We start from the raw sequence: 16,522 nt of genomic DNA, 5'->3' as shown, positions 1-16,522 counted from the left end.
TTTTCTTTGCGTCCGAACCGAACGTTTTAGCTTTTCTCGTCGGGCTTGACGCCCAACAGTTCGCGAATGTGCGCGAGCGAGCCATCGTCCTTCACCACCGAGGACAGCCACTGATGCAAAGGCATATCCGCACATTCCGCCGCCTTGTCGGCGAGATAGGCCGCCGGATTATGCGGCTCGGTGCTGCGGAAAAACTTGGCCACCGCGCGCAACTGCGCGACTGCCTGCGCACGGCTCTGGATTCCTGCAATCGGACTAGTCGACATGGTCGTCAACACGGGCTCCTCGCGTTGCGGTGACGTCTTGAAGGTAGGCTCGGCACGTTCGCGCTCTTCCGGCTTCGGCGCTTTCGGCGGCACCGCCTCGGCACTCACGCCAAGATCGCGTGCGAAGCGTTCGGCCAAACGGTAGACGCTGTCATACGCGTCCTTGGCCTGACGGAAGCTCGGCGCCGAATCGGCGGCGCGCCGGTCCAGTTCCTGTTCGAGCGCGAGCATCGCGGCTTCGAACGCTTTCAGATCGGCCAGCAACGCCGAATAAAACGCGGGCGGCGTGGCGCGTTTCGACGCGTCGATCTGCTCGATCGACGGCTTGCCGCGCGCGATATCGTCGGCGTGGTCCGGATCGCGCTTGACCGCTTGCGCGACATGCGTGGCCACGTCCCAATCGATCGTGCTGTACGAGTTACCTTGGGATGAAGTCAGCGGCATCGCGCGCAGGAGTTCGCCGGTGCGGCCGACCAGCCACGCGACGTTGCCGAGGCGGTACTCGGTATCGTCGCCTTCCGGCAGCGGATGCACATGATCCCAATAGCGTTCGCACAGGCCTGCCAGCAATGCATAACCTTGCGTGAGACCGGTGACGCCATCTTCGATTGCAAGCGCTTCGGTCAGCCAGACGGCCAGCCGCAAATCCTTGGTCTGGGTTTGCAGCAGGCTGCTACAGCGTTCGACGACGAACGGCCAGTCGGCCTCCTTGATATCCGTGACCCATTCGCCCTGATCCAGCGATGGGTCTTCGAATCGGCGCGCGTGCTGGATCGCATCGAAATCGGCCGAGAACAGCAGATCTTCGCCACACGGCGAGGATTCGTTGATCGGGGCCAGCAGCGTATTCAGGTTGGTCGGCATGACAGAAAGCAATAAGTATCCGGTACGGCATTAAAACAGATTGGCGAGCGAACGGGCACGCCTGCTCACACAACCGTGTATTCGAACTCACCCGCATCGCTCGCATGCACCGCGATGCGTTCAATGGCGGCGCCGTTCGCGATGCGTTCCAGCACCTGCTGCGCGACTTCAGGCAAGAGCGTGCCGTTCAGAATGTGATCGACGTTGCGCGCGCCGGAATCCACTTCGGTGCAGCGCGCGAGCACCGCATCGACCAGCGATTCGTCCCAGTCGAACACTGCCTTGTGATTCGACTCGATGCGGCGGCGAATCCGCTCCAGCTTCAACTCGATGATTTCGACAAGCACGTCATCCGAAATCGGATAGTACGGCACCACTTTCATGCGGCCGAGAAACGCCGGTTTGAACGCTTTATACAACTGCGGGCGCAAGGTCCCGGCGAGTTCATCGGCGTCCGGCAACGCTTCAGCGCTCTTGTTCAGGCACGCCTGCATCACCGCTTGCGAGCCGACGTTCGAGGTCAGAATGATCAGCGTGTTGCGGAAATCGATCTCGCGTCCTTCGGCGTCGTCCATCGTGCCCTTGTCGAACACCTGGAAGAACATTTCGAGCACGTCCGGGTGCGCCTTTTCGACTTCGTCGAGCAGCACCACCGAATACGGATTGCGCCGCACCGCTTCGGTCAGCACACCGCCCTCGCCGTAACCGACATAACCCGGCGGCGAGCCCTTCAGGCCCGACACGCTGTGCGCCTCCTGGTACTCGCTCATGTTGATCGTGATCATCTTGCGTTCGCCGCCGTACAACACATCGGCGAGCGCGAGCGCGGTTTCGGTTTTGCCGACACCCGACGGTCCGACGAACATGAACACGCCACGCGGTTTGTTCGGATCTTCGAGATTCGCGCTGGCGGTGCGCACACGCTGCGCGATTGCTTCGAGCGCGTGGTCCTGACCGATCACGCGCGCGGCCAGCAGCGGCTGCAGATTCAACACGGTCTGGATTTCGTCCTTGACCATGCGGCCGAGCGGAATGCCGGTCCACGAGGCGACGATTTCCGCAACCACGTGGCCGTCAACCTGCAACGGGACCATCGGTTGAGCGCCTTGCAATGCGTGCAATTCCGCCACGCGCGTGGCGAGCGTTTCGCGCGCTTGCTGCGCCTTTTCGGCCTGCCCGGCGTCCGCGCTGCTCACACGCGCCGCGTCGATTTCCGCGCGCAAGCCGACGATCTCCGTGACCAGCGCGCGTTCCTTGTCGTAGCGGGCTTCGTCTCCGGCGAGATCCTTTATGTCTTCTTCGCGCAGACTGCGGAGTTCTGCGAGCCGCTCGTCGTGCAGCGCGCCGCTCGCCACTTCGCGTTCCAGCGCGGCGATTTCGGCGTCGATACGTTCGAGGCGCTTCTTCGTGTCGTCGATCGCGGCAGGCGTCGAGCTATGCGCGAGCGCGACCTTCGCGCAAGCGGTGTCGAGCACGCTGATCGCCTTATCCGGCAACTGACGGCCGCTGATGTAGCGATGCGACAGACGCACCGCTTCGGTGATCGCATCGTCGAGCACGCGCACGTTGAAGTGTTTTTCCATCAACGCCGCCATCCCGCGCAGCATCGCCGCGGCCAGCGTCTCGCCCGGCTCCTCGATCTTGACGACCTGGAAACGCCGTGCCAATGCTGCGTCTTTCTCGAAGTACTTCTTGTATTCGCTCCAGGTGGTCGCCGCGATGGTGCGCAACTCGCCGCGCGCCAACGCCGGCTTCAGCAGATTCGCCGCGTCGTTCTGCCCGGCCTGGCCACCGGCGCCGATGATCGTATGCGCCTCGTCGATAAACAGAATGATCGGATGCGGGCTCTTCTTGACCTCGTCGATCACGTTCTTCAGGCGGTTCTCGAACTCGCCTTTGACGCTCGCGCCTGCTTGCAGCAGCCCCATATCGAGCACGTGCAGCGCGACGCCCTTCAGCGGTGCGGGCACGTCGTCCGCCGCAATGCGCAGCGCGAGTCCTTCGACCACCGCCGTTTTGCCGACACCCGCTTCGCCGGTCATGATCGGATTGTTCTGCCGGCGGCGCATCAGAATATCGATGGTCTGGCGAATCTCGCCTTCGCGGCCGATCACCGGATCGATCTTGCCTTCGCGCGCACGCTGGGTGAGATTGCTGGTGTAGGTATCGAGCGCAGGCGTTTTCGACGGCGCGCCGGGCGCCGAATCCAGCGCCGCCGGGTTCTCGTCACCGTCAGCCGGGCTTTCTGTTACGTTGCTGCGCTCGACTTCACGCGAGCCCGCGGTCAGTTCGTCGAACTTGTGCTTCAGATCCGTCACGCGTACGTCGCGCAGCAGCGGCGACATCCGCTCGGCAAACTGCGCGAGGTCAGGCGCGCTCAGCAGCGCCAGCAGCAGATGCCCCGAGCGAATCCGCCCGATCCGCGAATCGAGCGACGCGATCAGCCACGCCTGTTCGAGCAGTGCGATCAGATGCACCGAAAACACCGGCGTGCGCGTGTTGCCCGTTTTCAGGCGCTGCAATTCGCGTTCGAGATCGGCGCGCAGCGCGTGCGCATCGACCTTGCTCGCGCGCAGCACCAGCGCGACATCGCTCGCCGGTTCATCGAGCAGCGCCAGCAGCAAATGTTCGAGGTCGACCTCGTAGTGACCGCGCGCGAGACAATTGTTCGCCGCCAGCAAAGCCGCCTGCCGGCAGGTCGGATTCAGTTTGGCGATCAGGGTGTTGAGGGACGTGCTCATGTCGTGCGATCCGGGTCCAGGTTCTATCGTTATGGTCAGTGAATCACGTGCAATTCGTAGCGGGCATCCGCGCGGTCACGGTCGGCTTCCCTGGTGCACAGGAACGCGTCCCAACCGAGGCGCGCGCCGTTGCTGAGAATGCTCGGGCCCACTTCCGCACGGCGCAGCACCAGCGAGACCTCGTATTCGAGCGTCACGCCGGCGAGCAGCGTCAGCATGCGTTCGAGCGCGACGGCGCGCTCGGCGCCGGGTAAGAACGCCTCGTAGTCCTGCTTGTCGAGCGGCCCGATCACGAGCCGCGCGCGCATGTCGCGCTGCCAGACCCGTTCGCCCGCCAGCGCGGTCGCGCCGAGGGTCGCGTTGATACTGCCGAGCACGGTCAATTGATCGCGCGGCACGTCGTACCATTTGCCGACGAACTGCTCGACGCGCACCGGCACCTTGAAGTACTCGGAGAGCGTGCGCTGCAGATATGCCGCCGACACCGGCCGATGCCGCGCGGCCAGCGCGTAGCCGGCAATCGCTTCGTCGAATAACGCGCCGTCGCCGCTTTGCAGACTGTTGCGCGTGTCGTCGTCGGCGACGCCGGCCAACGCGAGCAACAGCGGCAGATAGCGTTCGTCGCGATCCAGTTCGTAATGAAACGGCAGCCGGTATTTCTTCCACGCCGCGTAAAACAGCGCGGTCGCTCGATTCGAAAACACGTCGAAGAACTCGCGCGCCGCGCGGTCGCGCCTGATCTGCTCGCGCTCGATGATCTGCTCGGTATAGTGCAGCGGCAATGCGCCCTGCCCGCCGAGCAAACCGAAAAACGCCGGCGTGATATCGACCTTGTGAAGCGATCCGTCTTCGAGCGCGGCCGTGCGCTGCGGCTTCTCTTTCAGCGCCGCGCCTGCTTCATCGTAAGACTGCGCGCTGTGGATTTCGCTCGGCGGAAACGACATCGACAGCGAATTGCGAAAGGCAATCCGCTGCGCGACGATTTCGCCGGGACGTCCGGTATGTGAGGGCGCTTGCTGTGCGAACCACTTCTCGAGAATCCGCACCGCCTGAAAAAACTCGAAGCGATGCGGTTCGTCGAGCAGTTGCCCGACTACGCCAGGATCGATTCGCCGCTGCGCGGTTTGCATCGCAGAATCTCCTCGCCGGTGCGCTTCGACACGACGACCAGTTGCACAAAGCTGTTCAGATGCACGTACAGCCCAAAGAAGGTATCGATCACGCGCACGAACGACGCGAGACTGGTGCCGACGAAATGCTCTTCGTCGATCGTCAAACGGATCTCGATACCCCGCACGAAAGTCGCGAACGGTTTGCCCGGCAGCCATTGGACGGCCGCGCGCTGCTCGATGCCCACGAGTCCGTCGATATGCCGCGCCGACACCGCTGTGCGCCGCAAATCGTACAGCACCAGCATTTCCTTGAGCGCCGACAAGCCGCTATTGGCAAGCGACACATGATTCAACGCCAGATGCGAAATCAGCCGCCAATGCGCGGCGCGCCCGCGTTCGAAACGCACGCTCGGTGTCGGCCTGCGCAGCATGGAAATGCTGCCGGTCAGCGAGCCGCCTTCGAGAAACAGATCGCCGCCTTCGAGACCGACCGCGAGACCCGCCGGCAAGTCGCGGTTGGTGCAGGTCAAGTCGAGGCTAAGCGTATCGGTTTGCGGGGCAGCCGGTTCGAAATCGATATCGACGATCGAAATCTCGGTCTCGTAGCCGGGACTTTTCTGCGCGACCCAATCGTTGCGCCGCGCGAACCAGTAGTGCCCCGCACGCGCCGCTTCGCCATGATGCAGCGAATAGAACGGCCGGAATTCGATCACCGATTCTTCATGCGCCTGCTGCCTGACGAGCTGCACTGAATCGATCGAATAGACCTCGTAGGCAAATGCCCGGCGCGATTCGGCGATCACCGGATACGAAATCGCCTGATGGCTGATCCGGATCGGCTCGCCGTGTTGCTCGAACAGATTGACGACCGGTGTGCAGAACAGCCGGAAATGATGCGCCGACAACGAATCGAGCAACCGCGCAACGTGCGAGTCGCTGCGCACCTCTTTGAGTACGACGTGCAGCGTCAGGCGCTGGCAGCGGCCGCTTGCGCGCGTCATCGCCGCCAGATCGAAGTCGGTGAAATTGAATTTTTCGGGGAAAGCGAAGTATTCGGTCAGCAGCCGGTACGCCGGATGCGACTTGGCCGGATAGTCGATCAGCGCGTCCTGCTCGTCGAAACCCGCCTGCACGAGCGGTGACGTGCGCAGTTGCGTCCACACGCCGCGCCGGTCGGGTTCCACATAGGTGGCCATGGCGTTGACGAACAGGCAATCGGCCAGCGCCGCGATAAACGATTGTTCGCCGTGCAGGTGCGTACGCAGCGTGCCGACTTTCAGCGCGGACAGATCGAGTTGCGGGGCCGTCGATTCGAACGTGATCGACACGATCGCCGTGGCGTTGCCCGGTAAAACGGTCGCGCTCGGCGCCATCGCCACCGACGTATACTTCGCCTCCGAAATACGGATCGGCGCCAGCGTCACATCGTAGGCAGTGCGGAACCGGCATTGCACGCCGCGAATCGGCCGCGATTTGAGTTCGGTGCCGCGCTCGACCAGGACCGGCTCGGTCAGATGACTGAGTGCCGCGGAGGCGCCCAACTGCGCGATCGAGCACGACGGGAACGGCCGCAGGTAGTGCGGATACAGCACTTCCAGCAGCGCTTCGGTGAATTCGGGGTAATCGTCGTCGAGTTTCTTGTTGATGCGCGCGCCCAGCAGCGCGAACGATTCGATCATCCGCTCGACGTGCGGGTCCTCGCAGTGCTCGCCGGACATCGCCAGACGCGCCGCGATCTTCGGATAGCGCTCGGCGAAATCGCGCGAATAGCGCCGCAGAAATGACAATTCGCGCTCGTAATACGGCAGCAACTCTTCCATCGATCTATCCCCGGACCTAAACCATCTCCGCCCAAACCTATCGCCGCCGTTGCGCGTAACGGCAGCATGAAAGCGGTACAAAAACGCTGTACTAAAACGCGGTACTAAAGCTTCGCGCGTGCGCGCGTCACCGAGTATTGCAACGTCGAAGGCTGCAGCATCGCATCGAAACTCACCGGTTCTTCCGCCGGATGCACGACCAGCAACGCCTGAATCGCAAAGTTCAGCGCATTGGTGGATTGCTCGTTCAGTTCGAGCGTTACCGCGACCTGCTGTAAGCGCGGCTCGTGCCGCGCGATTGCCTGTTGAATCGATTTACAGATGAACGTGCGGTCGTAGTGGCTCGCGAGGCTCAAGCCCGCGAAATCGTTCAGACCGTACGTCAGCACCGAGCGCTGACATTCCGGCAGCGCCGCCAGCTCGTGCTCGGTCAGGGCGATCCGCGTGTTCAGGATCGCCTCGACGTCGCGCGCGACGGTGCTCTTCAATTCGTCCAACGACAATTGCCGCATCGCCGGGGAAGCCGGCAGATGCGGTTCGTCGTCGAACAGCTTGTCGAGAAAGCTGGGTTCGAAGCGCTTCATCAGATACCGAAGAACCGGTTCGATGCGAGGCGCGCACGGCATGCGCAAGCGGATTCACACCGTGCGCGCCCTGGCATCAGACCGCGTACGTCTTGTCGTTCTTCGTCAGGCTCCACGCGCCTTGCGCGTTGCCGCCCTGGTTGCCGCCGATCTTCTGCTGCGTGTACTTCCACTGGACGGCCGCGTACTTCAGCGAGAACTGTTCGCTCGGCAGGCCCTCGCCCACCACGCTCGGCGTCACGCTCGAGATGATCACGTACTTGAGCTTCACTTCGAGGTACTTGATGCGGTTGCCTTCGCCGTCCGAACGCATGAAATCGATCGTCACTTCGTCGAACGTCGTGCCGCCCGATGCGTGTTGATAGATCAGCGGGCTGACCACGTCGATATCTTTCGTGAACTGCATGTCAGCATGTTCGCAGCGCTCGGACGTGTGACCGCCGGCCGTCGAAGCCGTAGCCGAACGCGGTTGCGTGATCGAGTGGCTCCACGAATCGATTTCGATCCAACCAGCATGATCTTTATCGGCAGACTCGCCCTTGATCGCCGGATTGCCGAATTTTAAATAGATGTCCTTCATAACTCATCGACTCCCCAAAGAGGTGGTTTTAACAGCCTACCCGTGCGGCCCGCACGGGTTTTCTGACTTCGTTTATGAATTTGCAGGTTTCGGCAGGTCAGCGACAAGCCGCAAAGAGATCGAGAGCTCGTCCAGTTGAAAGTGCGGGCGCAGGAACGCGACCGAACGATACGCACCAGGCTTGCCCGGAATCTCCGAGACCTGTATCGATGCCTCGCGCAGCGGGAACTGCGCTTTCTGCTCCTGAGTCGCGTTGTCGTCCAGCAGCACGTACTGCGAGATCCAGCGGTTCAGGAATACTTCGACGTTTCCGGCCGACGCGAAACTGCCGATCTTGTCGCGCATCATCGCCTTCAGGTAGTGCGCAACGCGCGATACCGAGAAGATGTACTGAAGTTGCGCGGACAACACAGCGTTCGCATTTGCGCTGTCGGTGCTGTATTTCTTGGGTTTTTGCACCGATTGCGCGGCGAAGAACGCGGCGTAATCCGAGTTCTTGCAGTGCACGAGCGGAATGAAACCAAGGTCGCTCAGTTCTTTTTCACGACGATCGGTAATCGCGATTTCGGTCGGGCATTTCAGCGCGACTTCGCCGTCGTCGGTCTTGAACGTGTGGGTGGGCAGGTCTTCCACCAGGCCGCCGCCTTCCACGCCGCGAATCGCCGCGCACCAGCCGAAGTCGTCGAATGCGGCCGTCAGGCGTGCCGCGAAGGCCCACGCTGCGTTACACCACAGGTATTTGCTGTGATCGGTGCCGTCCACCTCTTCAACGAAGTTGAAGCCTTCCGCAGTGGCGCCGTCTTTCGGATTGAACGGCAGGCGGCCGAGAAAACGCGGCAACGTCAGGCCGACATAGCGAGAATCTTCAGCGTCGCGGAACGACTTCCACTTGGCATACTCGACCGTGTCGAACACCTTGCCGAGGTCGCGCGGCTTGCCGAGATCGGCGAAGGTTTCGAGGCCCAGCAATTCCGGCGACGCCGACGCGATGAACGGCGCATGCGCGGCCGCTGCCACGTGCGACATCTGCTCGATGAAATAAACGTCTTCCGGCTGACGGGTCACTTCGAAGTCGCCGATGATCGTGCCGAACGGCGCGCCGCCGAAAGTGCCGAACTCTTCTTCATACACCTTCTTGAAGAGCGCGCTCTGATCGAATTCGATCGCGGTCTTGAAGTCGCGCACGAGGTCGCGCTTGGGCGCGTGCAGCGCCTTGATCTTGACCGTCGAGCCCGTATTGCTTTCCTTGCACAGATAGTCCAGACCGCGCCACGTGCTTTCCATGCGCTGGAATTGCGGTGCATGCATCACCGCGCTCAGCTGCGAGGAAATCAGGCGGTCGAGTTCCGCGACGCGCGCGTCGATCGTGGCCGACAGGTTATCGGACATCACCACAGTGCCGTCGAGCACCTGATGCACGAGTTCCCCGATCAGGTCTTTCGCGCGCGCGTGTTCGGAATCGGACTTCGCCACGCGGCTTTTCTCGACGATTTCGTCGAGCAGCGTGGATTCCGTGCTGCTTTGCGCGGTGGCGACCTGGGCTGCTGCCGTTTGCTGGTTCATCTCACACCCCGTACTTATTCGCCCTGCTTGTCATGATCCGGCGCGCCGGCGTGCTGGTCCGCTGCGTTGCCCTGGTCTTTCGCCAGGGTTTGCAACTGCTGCGTATTGTTGAGCACGTCGCTCAGCAGGTCTTCGAGCTTGTCGTTGCCGGCCAGCTTGTTGCGCAGGTCGGCCAGCTTCGAACGTGCGTCGAGCAGGCGCCGCAGCGGCTCGATCTGCGCGACCACTTCATCCGGATTGAAATCGGCCATCGACCGGAAGCGCAGGTCGACGGCAAATTTGCCACCGGCTTCGCTCAGGCGGTTTTCCACCTGAAACGCGGCACGCGGCTCGATCGCTTTCATCACGTCGTCGAAATTGTCGCGATCGATGTTGACGAACTTGCGATCGCGCAGCTTCGGCTGCTCGACTTCGGACTGCCCCGCCAGATCGGCGACCACGCCGACGACGAACGGCAACTCCTTCACCTCAATCGCATCGCCGCGCTCGACCTCATAGGTCAGCTGAACGCGGGGCGGCCGCACCTTTTGCAAGCGTTTTTGAATGCTTTCTTTCTTCGCCATCGTCGGCTCCCGGATGCAGATGAATCAGGCGTGTGGATCAGCGCAGTGCGCTGAACGGATCGGACGCACCGCCGCTTTTTGCGGCCTTGACGGGTGCTGCCGGCGCCGCTGCGGCAGGCGCCGCTGCCGCAGGCGCGGCCGGGGCTGCCGGCGTGGCAGCCGGAGCCGCCGCGCTGGTGGTCGTATCCGGCGTATCCGCGGGCTTGCCCTTCACGACGCGATGAATGATGCGCTTCTTCTTCGGCGCGGGCTTGTCGCTCGGATCGGGCGGGAACAGCGTGGCCTCGCCGAGCGTGTCGCGCAGTTGCTTGGCGAGCGCCTGCGCGTCGGACTTCGCATCGCCCGCGAGCGACGCATCCTGACGCAGTTCGCCGAGCGATTGCGTGGCGACGCGCAGGCCGGCTACAGCCAGCACGCTCTTCGCCTGACGGTCGGTTTGATCGCGTTGCAGCGCTTCTTGCGCGGCGACGATGGCCTGGCCGTAGTGAGCTTGCGTGAACTGGATCTGCGCAATGCGCGACCACGGTTCTTCACGGGTTGGGTCGGACTTGGAAAGTTGTTGATATAGCGCGATTGCGCGATCCTGATCACCGCCCTTGGCGACGGTATCGGCATCCGCGAGTTGCTTATTAAAAGCCTCCGGTGTGGTCGCTGCGTTGTTGCCCTGTGTCGCGCATCCGGCAATCACGCCGCATGCCAACACTACCCCGGATAGTTTTACTAACAGACGGTCATTCATCGTTTTTCACCGACGTGCGAATTTTTTAATTCAAGGAGAAACCGGAGTTTTGCTTTGCTTCAAGTGCGCGGGTATAGTACAGGCCAATTTTCGATAATTCAACTTTCGTGTGAAGAAGCATTGCACAAAAAAAATGCATGCGGATGATTTAAACGAAACATGCAGAAATTGTTTCCTGGTGCAATAGCGGCATTGCAAGGAACGGAAAAAATTTCCGCCCGGCCGGCGGCAAGCATGTAAGTGCTGTGACAGCAATGCGCTTTGCATAAAGCGGCAATACGCGGCATAGCGTTGTTGCTGATTGCCGCCAATTGCCGGATTGGTTTCGTTATTGGTGTTTTGACGGGGGGACGGCGTCGAGCCGGTCGATGTATATGAATTCGCGTCTTGTTCGCCATGCATCGCTATTGATTGCAAACACTGCTGTGTGCGCGCTTCTGGGCGGCTGCGCGGCCGGCGTGACCGTGCTGGGCGCCGCTGCCAACGCGGCTTTGCAGGCGAGCGGGCTCGGCAAGCCGGACCTGCCCGATGCACAAAAGCCGCCGCGCAATGTCGGTCTCACGTTATATGCCGCGCCGAATCTGAATGCCGCCAATGATAAGCGTCCATTGGCGCTGGTCGTACGGCTTTACGTGCTGAAAGACCCCACTTCTTTCCAGCAGGCGCCATTCGACGCATTTACCGATCCGGCGAAGGAAAAGACCATACTCGGCGGCGATTTGCTGGGTGTGCGTGAAGTGACGCTGATCCCAGGTCAACGCTACGTCGTCACCGAAAAAGTCTCGCGCGAAGCGCAAGCATTCGGTATCGTCGCTCTATTCCGCGACCCCGCGATGCAGCGCTGGAAATTTGCCTTCGACCCGGCGAAGTCGGAGAAATCCGGCATAATGATCGGCCTGCATAACTGTGCAATGACGGTGACCAACGGCACTGTGATCCCGCCTGAACAAGGATTGCCTGCGCAACCGCTGAATATGCTCTCTTCAGTAAGTTGCGGTTAAAGATGTGCTGAAAATACGATTTAACAGTTTTTAGAGAATTAACAATGCAGCGCTCGAATCGGTTATCGCCGGGCGCGCCACAAGCTGAACGCATATAACAGGTTTGAGATGAGTTATTCCGCAAAAGTGCTCTGGGGGGAAGGCCTTTTTCTCAGGCCGCAGCATTTTCAGCGTCAGGACGCCTATCACGAAGCACGCCTGTTCGAATCGATCCAGGCGATCCAGCCATACAACTGGGGCGTGCGTTCGGTGCGTCTCGACCGCGATGCGCTCGGCAGCAATGTGCTGCGGGTGAGCGAACTGTCGCTGGTGTTTCCGGACGGCGCGCTCTATTCCGCGCCGCAAGCCGATGGCCTGCCACCGCCGATCGCGCTCGACACCCTGCCCGACGGCATCAACGAATTCACCTTTTATCTCGCGCTGCATCCGCTGCGCGAAACCGGCGCGAACTATTCACAAGACAGCAACGCGGGCTTCGTGTCGCGTTACGTCAGCGAACAGACGCCGGTGGCCGACCATTTTACGGACGCCGCCGAAGCCGACATCACCTTCCTGAAGACCCGCGTCAAACTCATTGCGCATAGCGAGCCGCGCGACCAACTGCTGTCGGTGCCGCTCGTACGCGTGCGCCGCACCGCCACCTCGGGCTTCGAGATCGACGACAGCTTCGTGCCGCCCTGCCTCGCGATCGACGCGTCGGCGATTCTGCATCAGCGGCTGCGCCAACTGATCGACGCCTTGCAGGCCAAGGTCAACGCACTGTACGGCTTTCACCGCGAGCCGACCAAGAACATCATCGAGTTCCGTTCCGGCGACATCGCGTCGTTCTGGCTGCTGCACACCGCGAGCGCGGCGTTTGCGTCGCTTGCGCATCTGTACCAGCATTCGGCGCTGCATCCGGAACGCCTGTTCCAGGAACTGCTGCGCCTTGCCGGCCAGTTGATGACGTTCTCGAAGGGCTACGCGCTGTCCGATCTGCCCGCTTACCGGCATGACGATCCAGGCCCGGGCTTCGCGCGGCTCGATACGATCCTGCGCGATCTGCTCGAAACCGTGATCTCGACGCGCTACTTCGCGATCGCGCTCGAAGAAGTACGGCCGTCGTTCCATGCCGGCCGGCTCGACTCGGGCAAGATCGACGACAAGACCATGTTCTATATCGCCGTGTCGGCGGACATGCCGACCGCGGAACTCGTCGAAGCCGTGCCCGCGCGTTTCAAGGTCGGCGCACCGGACGACGTCGACAAGCTGGTGCTCTCGGCCATGCCTGGCGTGCGGCTCGTGTATACGCCGCAAGTGCCGCCGGCCATTCCGGTACGGCCGGGCGCGTGCTACTTCTCCTTCGAATCGCGCGGCGCCCTGTATGACCGCATGTTGCAGGCCCAATCGGCGATGATCTACGCACCGTCGGGCATCAACGATCTTCAACTCGAACTGATCGCCGTCACATCATGAGCTACGCGCCTTCCCTGTTTGGCGGCAGCACGCCTGCCGCGACGCCCGCTCCCACTGCCGAGCCGAGCTACCAGGTTCGCTCGCTGCTCGATCTGCTGTACGACGGCTTCTTCATGCTGTTCCTGCTGAAGAACGGCCGGGAGCCCGGCGACGCGCACGAATTCAGCCAGCGCATCCAGCAGTTTCTCGGCGACTTCGAACGCGGCGCGAAAAAGCTCAACGCATCGGCTGAAGACGTGTATGCGTCGAAGTTTGCGTTCTGCGCGGCCATCGACGAATCGGTGTTGTCGTCGACGTTCAGGATCCGCACCGAATGGGAACGCCGTCCGCTGCAACTGGTGCTGTTCGGCGAGCAGCTGGCGGGCGAGAAATTCTTCCAGTATCTCGAGGAATGCCGCGCGCAGGGCGCCGCCCGGCTGCAATCGCTCGAGGTGTTTCATATGTGCCTGCTGCTCGGTTTTCAGGGCAAGTATCTGCTCGAAGGGCCGGAGAAGCTCGCGTATCTGACCGCGCGGATCGGCGATGAAATCGCGCATATGAAGGGCAGGCGCGCGCCGTTCGCGCCGCATTGGCCGCTGCCGGATCAGGTCGCGCACCGGCTCAAGCGCGAGGTGCCGTTGTGGTCGATCGGCGCGGTGTTCGCGCTGGTCGGGCTATTGGCCTACCTCGGTTTGAACACGTATCTGCGCGATCAGACCTTGCGCACGCTCGCGCCGTATTCGCAAGTGGTCAAGCTCGGACCGCAGTCGGCTACGCTGACGATCTCGTTGCCTTGATTGCAGTTAAGGGAAGTTAGGGGAAGTTGCGTCCGGCACGACGGCGGGTCAATGGCTGATCATCCACGGCCGGCCGCCGGGATTGGTCTTGAGGTCGCCTCGCATCGTCCCGCCTGTGGACGCCTTCGACCCGCACCCGCACCCCGGCCCATGACGGTGCTTATACTCACCCGAACGCTGCGGCGCATGCGCTGCGCGCTCGTTGATCTGATGACCGGCAAGCACGGCCGCCGGCATCAGCGATAACGCCGGCAGGCTCAGCATGCGCTGCGCCGGTGCGGCGCAAGCAGGGCACACGCAGGCCGTGTCGCGCTCGGCGACACGGCGTATCGCCGCAAAGGGACCGCAGGTATCGCAACGGTAATCGTAAGTCGGCATGGTGCTGTCCTCTGAAGCTCCGTCGATCGGCATTCGCATCGCCGGCAATTTCGGGTGGCCGCCGTACTGATTTCGCGGCGGCCTCGGCACGCGCTATCGCGCACGCTCAACAACGCGTGCGTCAGGCCAGATCCGGCGACAGCGGCAGATCCACCCCACCTGCAATATGCTTGACCGGCCCCGCCGAACTCGGCCGGATATCGAAGTCGAAGATCTGCGTGGGCAACCACAGCGTGGCGCACGCGTTCGGCACATCGACCACGCCGCTGATATGCCCTTGCACAGGCGCCGTGCCAAGAATCGAATAGGCCTGTGCGCGCGAATAGCCGAACTTCGTCAGATATTCGATCGCATTCAGGCAAGCCTGCCGATACGCGATATGCACGTCCAGATAGTGCTGCCTGCCCTGTTCATCGACGGAGATGCCTTCGAAAATCAGGTAGTCGTTGTAGTTCGGCGTGATCGGGCTCGGCTTGAAGATCGGATTCCTGATGCCGTACTTCGCCATGCCGCCCTTGATCAGCTCGACCTTCATATGCACCCAGCCGGCCATTTCGATCGCGCCGCAGAAGGTGATTTCACCGTCGCCCTGACTGAAGTGCAGATCGCCAACCGATAGACCCGCACCGTCGACATATACCGGGAAGTACACCTTCGAGCCCCGCGACAAGTCCTTGATGTCGCAGTTGCCGCCATGCTCACGCGGCGGCACCGTCCGCGCCCCCTCTGCAGCGGCTTTGGCGTGGGCGTCGCCAGCGAGCCGTCCCATATGCGCCGTCGCCGCGAACGGCGGATTGGCGAGACCCGGCACGCGTTGCGGATCCGTGGCGATCAGCGCCACCTCGCGCTCGTTCCATGTGGCCAACATCTTCGGGTCGGGCAGGCAGCCGATCAGCCCCGGGTGAATCAGCCCCGCGAAGTTCACACCGGGAATATGACGCGAACTGGTATAGAGGCCGTGAAAATCCCAGATCGACTTTTGCGCCTGCGGAAAATGATCGGTCAGGAATCCGCCGCCGTTCTTCTTTGAGAAGAAGCCGTTGAAGCCCCACTGGCTTTCCTGCCTGGCGCCGATATCAAGCAGATCCACTACCAGCAGATCGCCCGGCTCCGCGCCCTTCACGCCCACTGGTCCCGATAGAAAGTGCACGATCGAGAGATCGATATCGCGTACGTCGTCGGCACTGTCGTTGTTCTTGATGAAACCACCGGTCCAATCGTATGTCTCGAGAATGAAATCATCGCCGGGATTGACCCAGCAGGCCATCGGGATGTCCGGGTGCCAGCGGTTGTGGACGTTCCCGTTGTCGTAGGCCGACTGGTTCAGGTCGACCTTGATTAGCGTTTCAGCCATTGCAAACCCTCCTCTTGAAAATAGCGGACACTCGGCTTACACCGACAGGTACTCGCGGATCTTCGCGGTGTCGGCGGCGCTGCGCGAACTCTCGTGCACGAGCCTGCCGCCTTCGATGACGAACAGCCGATCGGCGACGTCGAGCGCAAAACTCAGCACCTGCTCCGACACGACGATCGTGATGTCGCGCAGCTTGCGAATCTCGTTCAGCGCTTTGGCAATGTCCTTGATGATCGACGGCTGGATGCCCTCGGTCGGCTCGTCGAGCAACAGCACCTTGGGCTGGGTGACGAGCGCGCGGGCGATCGCCAGTTGTTGCTGCTGGCCGCCGGACAGGTTGCCGCCCTTGCGGGCGCGCATGTCGTAGAGCACCGGGAACAGTGCGTAGATTTCCTCGGGCACGGCCGTCGTGGGGGCATTCTCGAGACCGGTCCGGATGTTCTCCTCGACGCTCAGCGTGGCGAAGATCTGCCGCCCTTGCGGCACATAGGCGATGCCTTTAGCGACCCGCCGGAAACTCTCGTCGCGCGACACCTCCTCACCGTCCACCTGCACCGAGCCTGCCTTGAGCGGCAAAATGCCGATCAGCGACTTGAACAGCGTGGTCTTGCCCATGCCGTTGCGCCCCATGATCGCCACGGTTTCGTTGCGGGCGGCATTGAAGCTGATGCCGTGCAGCGCTTCGCTCTGGCCGTAACTGACGAATACGTCGTCGACATTCAACAT

At 61.9% G+C, this 16,522-nt stretch carries 15 protein-coding genes; 3 read left to right on the top strand and 12 right to left on the bottom strand.

The features are described 5' to 3' along the window. Positions 1 to 26: 26 nt before the first annotated feature. From tssA to AC3WOG_RS29515, 9 genes are all read right to left on the bottom strand, one after another. A complete protein-coding gene (gene tssA / locus AC3WOG_RS29555) occupies positions 27 to 1,130 on the bottom strand; it encodes a type VI secretion system protein TssA (protein WP_492581360.1) in 1,104 nt (367 codons plus the stop codon). Between the two features lie 65 nt (positions 1,131 to 1,195). Further along, positions 1,196 to 3,871: a type VI secretion system ATPase TssH gene (gene tssH / locus AC3WOG_RS29550; RefSeq protein WP_492581359.1), complete on the bottom strand. Its 2,676-nt coding sequence runs from the start codon at positions 3,869 to 3,871 to the stop codon at positions 1,196 to 1,198. Positions 3,872 to 3,906: 35 nt separating this feature from the next. After that, positions 3,907 to 5,001 (bottom strand): type VI secretion system baseplate subunit TssG, encoded by a 1,095-nt coding sequence (gene tssG, locus AC3WOG_RS29545; RefSeq protein WP_492581358.1) that lies wholly within the window; start codon positions 4,999 to 5,001, stop codon positions 3,907 to 3,909. Continuing rightward, positions 4,965 to 6,803, bottom strand: coding sequence for a type VI secretion system baseplate subunit TssF (gene tssF, locus AC3WOG_RS29540; protein WP_492581357.1), 1,839 nt, complete (start codon positions 6,801 to 6,803; stop codon positions 4,965 to 4,967). Before tssF ends, tssG begins: the two co-directional genes overlap by 37 nt. Before the next feature lie 104 nt (positions 6,804 to 6,907). Next, a complete protein-coding gene (gene tssE, locus AC3WOG_RS29535) occupies positions 6,908 to 7,387 on the bottom strand; it encodes a type VI secretion system baseplate subunit TssE (RefSeq protein WP_007176945.1) in 480 nt (159 codons plus the stop codon). Between the two features lie 76 nt (positions 7,388 to 7,463). Next, a complete protein-coding gene (locus tag AC3WOG_RS29530) occupies positions 7,464 to 7,967 on the bottom strand; it encodes an Hcp family type VI secretion system effector (protein ID WP_006052923.1) in 504 nt (167 codons plus the stop codon). Positions 7,968 to 8,039: 72 nt separating this feature from the next. After that, positions 8,040 to 9,530 carry a type VI secretion system contractile sheath large subunit gene (gene tssC / locus AC3WOG_RS29525; RefSeq protein ID WP_492581356.1) on the bottom strand — a complete coding sequence of 497 codons (1,491 nt, stop codon included), beginning with the start codon at positions 9,528 to 9,530 and terminating at the stop codon, positions 8,040 to 8,042. A gap of 14 nt (positions 9,531 to 9,544) precedes the next feature. Next, positions 9,545 to 10,093 carry a type VI secretion system contractile sheath small subunit gene (gene tssB / locus AC3WOG_RS29520; RefSeq protein ID WP_492581355.1) on the bottom strand — a complete coding sequence of 183 codons (549 nt, stop codon included), beginning with the start codon at positions 10,091 to 10,093 and terminating at the stop codon, positions 9,545 to 9,547. Positions 10,094 to 10,130: 37 nt separating this feature from the next. Beyond that, complete coding sequence (locus AC3WOG_RS29515) at positions 10,131 to 10,832, bottom strand: tetratricopeptide repeat protein (RefSeq protein ID WP_492581354.1); 702 nt, start codon at positions 10,830 to 10,832, stop codon at positions 10,131 to 10,133. A 374-nt stretch (positions 10,833 to 11,206) separates the two neighbouring features. On the opposite strand from AC3WOG_RS29515, the gene tssJ reads away from it, so the two are divergent. From tssJ to icmH, 3 genes are all read left to right on the top strand, one after another. Next, entirely contained in the window at positions 11,207 to 11,833 is a 627-nt protein-coding gene (tssJ, locus tag AC3WOG_RS29510) for a type VI secretion system lipoprotein TssJ (protein WP_341319476.1), read from the top strand. A 108-nt stretch (positions 11,834 to 11,941) separates the two neighbouring features. Further along, on the top strand, positions 11,942 to 13,288 hold the full coding sequence (tssK, locus tag AC3WOG_RS29505) for a type VI secretion system baseplate subunit TssK (protein ID WP_492581353.1): 1,347 nt from the start codon (positions 11,942 to 11,944) through the stop codon (positions 13,286 to 13,288). Further along, a complete protein-coding gene (gene icmH / locus AC3WOG_RS29500) occupies positions 13,285 to 14,064 on the top strand; it encodes a type IVB secretion system protein IcmH/DotU (protein WP_492581352.1) in 780 nt (259 codons plus the stop codon). Before tssK ends, icmH begins: the two co-directional genes overlap by 4 nt. A 48-nt stretch (positions 14,065 to 14,112) precedes the next feature. Here icmH and AC3WOG_RS29495 read toward each other — a convergent pair whose 3' ends face one another. The 3 genes from AC3WOG_RS29495 to urtE form a co-directional block, all read right to left on the bottom strand. Then, entirely contained in the window at positions 14,113 to 14,442 is a 330-nt protein-coding gene (locus AC3WOG_RS29495; protein ID WP_492581351.1) for an FmdB family zinc ribbon protein, read from the bottom strand. Positions 14,443 to 14,563: 121 nt separating this feature from the next. After that, complete coding sequence (gene fmdA / locus AC3WOG_RS29490; RefSeq protein WP_492581350.1) at positions 14,564 to 15,796, bottom strand: formamidase; 1,233 nt, start codon at positions 15,794 to 15,796, stop codon at positions 14,564 to 14,566. 36 nt (positions 15,797 to 15,832) lie between these two features. Further along, positions 15,833 to 16,522 (bottom strand): urea ABC transporter ATP-binding subunit UrtE, encoded by a 690-nt coding sequence (gene urtE / locus AC3WOG_RS29485; RefSeq protein ID WP_492581349.1) that lies wholly within the window; start codon positions 16,520 to 16,522, stop codon positions 15,833 to 15,835.

The organism is Paraburkholderia sp. FW306-02-B (assembly GCF_058782725.1).
The sequence above is the reverse complement of the archived record's forward strand: the minus strand, read 5'-3'. Positions and strand labels throughout refer to the sequence as shown.